Here is a 7,040-nt window from a genome sequence, read left to right as displayed (position 1 = left end):
CCCCGGCACCGGAAAGACCGCCGTCGGACTGCATCGCGCCGCCTATCTGCTCTACACCCACCCCAAGCGGCTCCAGCGCGCCGGACTGCTGATCCTCGGCCCCAACCGCACCTTCCTCGCCTACATCTCCGAGGTGCTGCCCGCGCTCGGCGAGAGCGGCGTGCGCCAGTCCACCCTGCTGGACGAGATCGCCCGCCACCCGGTCACCGGCACCGACCCGGTGCCCACGGCCGCCCTCAAGCACGACCCCCGCATGGCCGAGGTGCTGCGCCGGGCGCTGTACGCGCATGTCACCACGGACGGCGTGAGCGACCTCGCGGTGCCCGACGGCTCCTACCGCTGGCGGGTGCGCGCCGCCGAACTCGCCGCGATCGTACGGGAGGTGCGCGCGGAGGAGCCGCCGTACGCCGTCGGCCGCGAGCGGGTGCGCACCCGGGTGGTACGACGGCTGCGCGCGCTCGCCGAACGGCGCTCCGGGGTGCTGCCGGCCGCCTGGGTACGGCGCATGGAGCACGCCCGGCCGCTCACCGCCCAGCTCGACCTGGTGTGGCCCAAGGTCCGCCCGGAGGAGGTGCTGGCCCAACTCCTCACCGACAAAGAGGTGTTGGCTCGGTCGGCGCGCGGGCTCCTGGAACCCGGTGAGCAGGAGGCGCTGTTGTGGGCGCGTCCGCCGCGTTCGTTCAAGTCGGCCCGTTGGCCGGCCGCCGATCTGGTCCTGCTGGACGAGCTGTCCGGGCTGATCGAACACCCCGAGAGCTATGGGCACATCGTGGTGGACGAGGCGCAGGACCTCTCGCCGATGGAGTGCCGGGCGATCGCCCGCCGGGCCGTCTTCGGCTCGCTGACCGTCCTCGGCGACCTCGCCCAGGGCACCGCGCCATGGGCCGCCCGCGACTGGTCCGCGCAGCTGCGCCACCTCGGCCGGCCGGACGCGGCGGTGGTGTCGCTGACCACCGGGTTCCGGGTGCCGGCGGCGGTCGTCGCCCTGGCCAACCGGCTGCTGGCCCGTCTGGAGGTGGCGGTGCCGCCCGCCCGGTCCCTGCGCGCCGACGGGGAGTTGACCCTGCACCGGGCCGAGGACGTCCTCGCCACCACGGTCGCCGCCGCCCGCCGCGCCCTCACCCGGGCGGGCTCGGTCGGGGTGATCGCGGCCGACACGGATGTGCCCGCGGTGGCCCGCGCCCTCACCGACGCGGGCCTCGATCCGGCCGCCCCCGACGCCCTCGGCGCCCGGCTGACCCTCGTCCCCGCGAGCGTGGCCAAGGGCCTGGAGTACGACCATGTCATCGCGGTGGAACCGGCCGCCGTGGCCGAGGCGGAGGAGCGGGGCGCGCACCGGCTGTACGTGGTGCTGACCCGGGCGGTGTCCCGCCTGGACGTGGTGCACGGGCGGCCGCTGCCGTTCTGAGCGCGCCCGGTGGGTAGCGTGCCGTACATGACCGAACTCGCTGAACACACTGATGACGTACCGGACTTCGCAGCCTTCCGGGACATTCCCACCACCACCCTCGCCGATCTGCTCGGGGTGGAGCAGGTCATGGACATCGGGATACGGCCGCTGTGGGGGCCGGTGCCCCGGGTGGCCGGACCGGCGTTCACCGTGAGCTGCCCGCCCGGCGACAACCTCATGCTGCACGCCGCCGTCCACCGCGCCGCCCCCGGCTCGGTGATCGTGGTCGAGTCCGGGGACCTGCGGTACGCCCTGGCCGGCGGCAACGTCTGCGCCGTGGCCCAGCGGCACGGCATCGCCGCCTTCGTCGCCGACGGAGTGATCCGCGATCTCGCCGAGGTGCGTGACCTGGGCTTCCCGGTCTTCGCCCGGGGCATCGTGCCCATCCCGGGCGCCAAGGAGGTCGCGAGCCCCTTCGGCCTCCCCGTGCGCTGCGGGGGCGTACGGATCGAGGCCGGCGACGTGATCGTGGCCGACGAGGAGGGCGTGGTCACCGTCCCTGCCACCCGCGCCCCCACCATCCTCACCGCCGCCCGCGCCAAGCTCGCCAAGGAGGCGGCCGAGACCCTGGACGACTGGGAGCGGGCTCACCGGACGCGGATCGAGGAGATCCTGAAGGCGCGGGGGTTCGAGGGGTGAGGTGAGGGGGCGCCCCTGGGCCGCCCGGGGGGCGATCCTGGACGGTGATGCTGCTCTTCCTCGATGTCGACGGCCCGCTCATCCCGTTCGGGGCGGCGGACCACGCGTACCCGGTCCACGACGGCCCGCCCGTGCCCGTCGTCGGACACCCCCTGCTCACCCGCGTCGACCCGGCGCTCGGCCACCGTCTCGCCGCCCTGGGCTGCGAGCTGGTGTGGGCCACCACCTGGATGGACGAGGCCAATGCCGTGCTCGCGCCCTGGCTGGGCCTGCCCGCGCTGCCCGTCGTGCGGTGGCCGGACGAGGACGGACCGCCCGGTCCGCCGCACTGGAAGACCCGCCCGCTGGTCACCTGGGCCGCGGGACGGGCCTTCGTCTGGGTGGACGACGAGATCGGTGAGGCCGACCGCGCCTGGGTCGCCGTACATCACCCCGGGCCCGCGCTCCTGCACCGGGTGGACCACCGGTACGGCCTGACGGAGGCCGACTTCCGGGTCCTCGAAGAGTGGCTCGCGGCGCGCTGAGGCTCACGCCCCCACGTACTCCGCCAGATGTTCCCCGGTGAGCGTCGAGCGGGCCGCGACCAGGTCGGCCGGGGTGCCCTCGAAGACGATTCGGCCGCCGTCGTGTCCGGCGCCCGGGCCGAGGTCGATGATCCAGTCGGCGTGGGCCATGACCGCCTGGTGGTGCTCCACCACGATGACCGACTTGCCGGAGTCCACCAACCGGTCGAGCAGCGCGAGGAGTTGGTCGACATCGGCCAGATGGAGGCCGGTGGTCGGCTCGTCCAGGACGTAGATGCCGCCCTTGTCGGCCATGTGCGTGGCCAGCTTCAGCCGCTGCCGTTCACCGCCGGACAGCGTGGTGAGCGGCTGCCCGAGGGTGAGGTAGCCGAGGCCGACGTCGGCGAGGCGGCCGAGGATCCGGTGCGCCGCCGGGGTGTGCGCCTCGCCCGCGCCGAAGAACTCCGCCGCCTCGGCCACCGGCATCGCCAGCACCTCGCTGATGTCCCGCCCGCCGAGCCGGTACCGCAGCACCGACGCCTCGAACCGCCTGCCCTCGCACTCCTCGCACGTCGTGGCCACCCCGGCCATCATCCCCAGGTCGGTGTAGACGACGCCCGCGCCGTTGCAGTTCGGGCAGGCACCCTCCGAATTGGCGCTGAACAACGCGGGCTTGACCCCGTTTGCCTTCGCGAACGCCTTGCGGATCGGGTCCAGCAGCCCGGTGTACGTCGCCGGGTTGCTGCGCCGCGAACCGCGGATCGGCGCCTGGTCGACCGATACGACTTGCTCCCCGGCCGGGATCGACCCGTGCACCAGCGAACTCTTCCCCGACCCGGCCACCCCGGTGATCACGGTCAGCACCCCGAGCGGGATGTCCACGTCGACACCGCGCAGATTGTGCGTCGTGGCGCCGCGGACCTCCAGCGCGCCGGTGGGCTCGCGCACCGTCTTCTTCAGCGCGGCCCGGTCGTCCAGATGGCGTCCGGTGAGGGTGCCCGCGGCCCGCAGCCCCGCGAGGTCGCCCTCGTAGCAGACCGTGCCACCCGCGGTGCCCGCCCCTGGCCCGAGGTCCACCACATGGTCGGCGATCGCGATCACCTCGGGCTTGTGCTCCACCACGAGCACCGTGTTGCCCTTGTCGCGCAGCCGCAGCAGCAGCCCGTTCATCCGCCGCACATCGTGCGGGTGCAGTCCGACGGAGGGCTCGTCGAAGACGTACGTCACATCGGTGAGCGAGGAGCCGAGGTGCCGGATCATCTTCACGCGCTGCGCCTCGCCGCCCGACAGCGTGCCCGAGGGCCGGTCCAGCGAGAGATAGCCGAGGCCGATCTCCACGAACGAGTCGAGGGTGTCCCGCAGCGAGTCCAGCAGCGGCGCGACGGACGGCTCGGTCAACTCCCGTACCCAATCGGCCAGATCGCTGATCTGCATCGCACACGCGTCCGCGATGCCGATCCCCGCGATCTTCGAGGAGCGGGCCGCCTCGGTCAGCCGGGTGCCGTCGCAGTCCGGGCACACCGTGAAGGTGACCGCCCGGTCCACGAACTCCCGGATGTGCGGCTGCATCCCCTCCCGGTCCTTGGCCAGCATCGACCGCTGGATGCGCGGGATCAGACCCTCGTAGGTCATGTTGATTCCGGCGATCTTCATCCGGGTCGGCTCGCGGTGCAGGAAGTCGGCCAGCTCCCGCTTGGTGTACGCGCGGATCGGCTTGTCCGGGTCCATCAGGCCGGACTCGGCGTACAGGCGGTAGTTCCAGCCGCCGGCCTTGTAGCCGGGCACGGTCAGCGCGCCCTCGTTCAGCGACTTGCCCTCGTCGTACAGCTGGGTGAGGTCGAGGTCGGTGACGGTGCCCCGGCCCTCGCAGCGCGGGCACATGCCGCCCGTGATGCTGAAGCTGCGCCGCTCCTTGACCTGCCGGCCGGCCCGCTCCACGGTGACCGCGCCGGCGCCGCTGATCGAGGCCACGTTGAAGGAGAACGCCTTGGGCGAGCCGAGGTGCGGGGTGCCGAGCCGGCTGAAGAGGATGCGCAGCATGGCGCCCGCGTCGGTGGCGGTGCCGACGGTGGAGCGCGGGTCGGCGCCCATCCGCTGCTGGTCCACGATGATCGCGGTGGTCAGCCCGTCCAGGACGTCCACCTCGGGCCGCGCGAGCGAGGGCATGAAGCCCTGCACGAACGCGCTGTACGTCTCGTTGATCAGCCGCTGCGACTCGGCGGCGATGGTGTCGAACGCCAGCGAGCTCTTGCCGGAGCCGGACACCCCGGTGAACACCGTCAGCCGGCGCTTGGGGATCTCGACGCTGACGTCCTTGAGGTTGTTCTCGCGGGCTCCGAGCACCCGGATCAGGTCATGTCGGTCGGCGGCGGGGGCGGCGTTGGCGGCGTCCATGCGGGCCACGGTAGCCGGGGGCGCGGAAGAACCGCTTCTTCGATTCTGACCGGTTCCGGCGCGTGCCCTCCCGGCCGCCCCTAGGCTGCGCGCCCGTGACGCTGTCTTCGAGCAAACCCCTCCCGGACGAAACCGCCCTTCCGCTGTGGCGGGACACCCGCTTCACCCTCCTCCTCGGCGCACGGGTCGTCTCCGTGCTGGGCAACGGCTTCGCCCGGGTGGCCCTCGCCTTCGCCGTGCTCGCGCTGCCCGGCGCGAGCCCCGGCCGGCTGTCGCTGGTCCTGGCCTGCCAGGCACTGCCGCAGCTGCTGTTCGTGCTGGTGGGCGGGGTGATCGCGGACCGGATGTCCCGCTCGGCGCTGATGGCCCTGGCCGATGTGCTCGGGGCGGGGGCGTACGGCGCGCTGGCCGCGATGGTGCTGACGGGCGTGGCCCCGCTGCCCGCGCTGTGCGCCCTCGCCGTCCTGGCGGGCACCGCGACGGCCCTGTTCGCGCCCGCCTCCGAGGGACTCGTCCCGCTCCTCGTCCCCAAGGACCGCCTCCAGCGCGCCAACGGCCTGTTGCGGATGGGCACCAACACCTCCCTGCTGCTGGGCCTGTCCCTGTCCGGCGTGACCGTGGCGGCGGTGGGCGCGGGCTGGGCGCTCGCGCTGAACGCCGTCTCCTTCGTGGTCAGCGCAGCTTTGACGGCCCGGCTGCGGGTGCCCCGGCGCCCGCGCGGCAGCTCCTCCGGCTGGACCGAACTGAAGGAGGGCTGGCGGGAGTTCGCCTCCCGGCAGTGGCTGTGGGTGGTGGTCGCGCAGTACGCCCTCGTGGTCGCCGCGCTCAACGCCAACGCGGGGGTCCTGGGGCCGCTGATGGCCACGCAGCACCTGGGCGGCGCGCGGTCGTGGTCGGTGATCGTGGCCGCCCAGGCGATCGGCACCGTCGCGGGCGCGGGCCTGGCCGCCCGGGTACGGGTCTCCCGCCCCCTCCTCGTGGCCGTCCTGTGCACCTTCCCGGCCGCCGTTCCGATCACCCTGCTGGCGCTCGCGGCCCCGCTCTGGGCGATCGTCCTCGCGATGTTCGCCTCGGGTCTCGCGAGCGATGTCTTCGGCGTCCTGTGGGCCACGACCATCCACCGCGAGGTCCCCGAGCACGCCCTGTCCCGGGTCAGCTCCTACGACTGGTTCGGCTCCCTCTCCTTCGCCCCGCTGGGCCTCCTGGTGGCGGGCCCCACGGCGACGGCGGTGGGCACGGGACGGGCGCTGGCGGGCTGCGCGGCGCTGATCACCCTGGCGACGGCGGCGGCGCTGCTCTCCCCACAGGTACGGAACATGCGGAGCCCACAGGGAAGTTGACCCACCTCAGCACCGGGGCTCCCGCGCCACGCTGTGCCGCTGGTAGTAACGGGCGACCCGGGCCCGGTTGCCGCAGCGGGCGGGGGAGCACCAGCGGCGGCGGGGGTGCGCCGGCAGGTCGTACACCTCCCGCAACCGCTCCCGCTCCCCGCCCGAAAGCCGCCCCGCCATCCGCCCTCCCCTGGTTCCGTCCGGCATCACTGACCCGTCTCGCTGTTCGGCGGCGAGAGTCGCGCGGTCCGGAGCGCGAGGTAGCGGCCGAAGACTTCGTGGCTGTCGGGGGTGAAGTGCCACTCCAGCAGGGCCGATCGCAGTTCCGGCTCGGTCAGCCAGTCATGCCAGGCGACCTCGGCGGGGTCGGGGACCACGGCGTCCGGCACCACGGCCTCGTGCACGCCGAGCCAGTGCGGGCTCAGGCCGCTGCGGTTGACGAACGTGAACAGCGGGCGCGGCAGTGCACGAATGCCCAGCTCTTCGGCCAGCTCCCGCGCGGCGGCCTGTTCGTAGGACTCGCCGGCCTTCACCGCGCCACCGACCACGACCTCATGGAGCCCGGGGAAGCGCGACAGCCGCTCCGACCGCCGGTGGACGAGGACCCGGCCACGCTCGTCACGGCACACCGTCACGGCGACCCGATGCAGCCACCCCTCCCGGACGGCCTCCCGACGGCCGACCACCCCCAGCACGCGATCCCGGCCGTCGACCCGCTCCACC

Annotated in this window: 7 protein-coding genes; 4 read left to right on the top strand and 3 right to left on the bottom strand. The window is 73.5% G+C overall.

Features of this window, described 5'->3' with window-relative positions; translation table 11 throughout:
• From CCN72_RS16635 to CCN72_RS16625, 3 genes are all read left to right on the top strand, one after another.
• A partial coding sequence (locus CCN72_RS16635) for a HelD family protein (protein ID WP_086808194.1) occupies positions 1-1,408 on the top strand: 1,408 nt, incomplete at its 5' end.
• Between the two features lie 27 nt (positions 1,409-1,435).
• Positions 1,436-2,089, top strand: coding sequence for an RraA family protein (locus CCN72_RS16630; protein ID WP_086808196.1), 654 nt, complete (start codon positions 1,436-1,438; stop codon positions 2,087-2,089).
• 47 nt (positions 2,090-2,136) lie between these two features.
• Positions 2,137-2,613 (top strand): HAD domain-containing protein, encoded by a 477-nt coding sequence (locus tag CCN72_RS16625; protein ID WP_086808193.1) that lies wholly within the window; start codon positions 2,137-2,139, stop codon positions 2,611-2,613.
• 3 nt (positions 2,614-2,616) lie between these two features.
• Here the strand turns inward: CCN72_RS16625 and CCN72_RS16620 are convergent, their stop codons facing one another.
• Positions 2,617-4,986 (bottom strand): ATP-binding cassette domain-containing protein, encoded by a 2,370-nt coding sequence (locus CCN72_RS16620; protein WP_086808192.1) that lies wholly within the window; start codon positions 4,984-4,986, stop codon positions 2,617-2,619.
• 95 nt (positions 4,987-5,081) lie between these two features.
• Between CCN72_RS16620 and CCN72_RS16615 the strand changes: the two genes are divergently transcribed.
• The gene (locus tag CCN72_RS16615; protein ID WP_167408683.1) at positions 5,082-6,326 is read left to right on the top strand and encodes an MFS transporter; all 1,245 of its coding nucleotides are present in this window, start codon (positions 5,082-5,084) and stop codon (positions 6,324-6,326) included.
• Between the two features lie 6 nt (positions 6,327-6,332).
• Here the strand turns inward: CCN72_RS16615 and CCN72_RS38065 are convergent, their stop codons facing one another.
• Both CCN72_RS38065 and CCN72_RS16605 read right to left on the bottom strand, forming a co-directional pair.
• A complete protein-coding gene (locus CCN72_RS38065) occupies positions 6,333-6,497 on the bottom strand; it encodes a CGNR zinc finger domain-containing protein (protein ID WP_244174263.1) in 165 nt (54 codons plus the stop codon).
• 26 nt (positions 6,498-6,523) lie between these two features.
• Positions 6,524-7,039 carry an NUDIX hydrolase gene (locus CCN72_RS16605; RefSeq protein ID WP_086808190.1) on the bottom strand — a complete coding sequence of 172 codons (516 nt, stop codon included), beginning with the start codon at positions 7,037-7,039 and terminating at the stop codon, positions 6,524-6,526.
• Position 7,040 lies beyond the last annotated feature (1 nt).

It is taken from the genome of Streptomyces murinus (genome assembly GCF_002154555.1).
Taxonomy (GTDB): Bacteria; Actinomycetota; Actinomycetes; order Streptomycetales; family Streptomycetaceae; genus Streptomyces; species Streptomyces murinus.
This window is presented reverse-complemented; position numbering and strand designations above follow the sequence as displayed.

Coding starts and splice junctions, on each gene's coding strand:
- CCN72_RS16630 (WP_086808196.1), top strand. CDS start 1,436: ATGACCGAACTCGCTGAACACACTGATGACGTACCGGACTTCGCAGCC.
- CCN72_RS16620 (WP_086808192.1), bottom strand. CDS start 4,986: ATGGACGCCGCCAACGCCGCCCCCGCCGCCGACCGACATGACCTGATC.
- CCN72_RS16625 (WP_086808193.1), top strand. CDS start 2,137: ATGCTGCTCTTCCTCGATGTCGACGGCCCGCTCATCCCGTTCGGGGCG.
- CCN72_RS38065 (WP_244174263.1), bottom strand. CDS start 6,497: ATGGCGGGGCGGCTTTCGGGCGGGGAGCGGGAGCGGTTGCGGGAGGTG.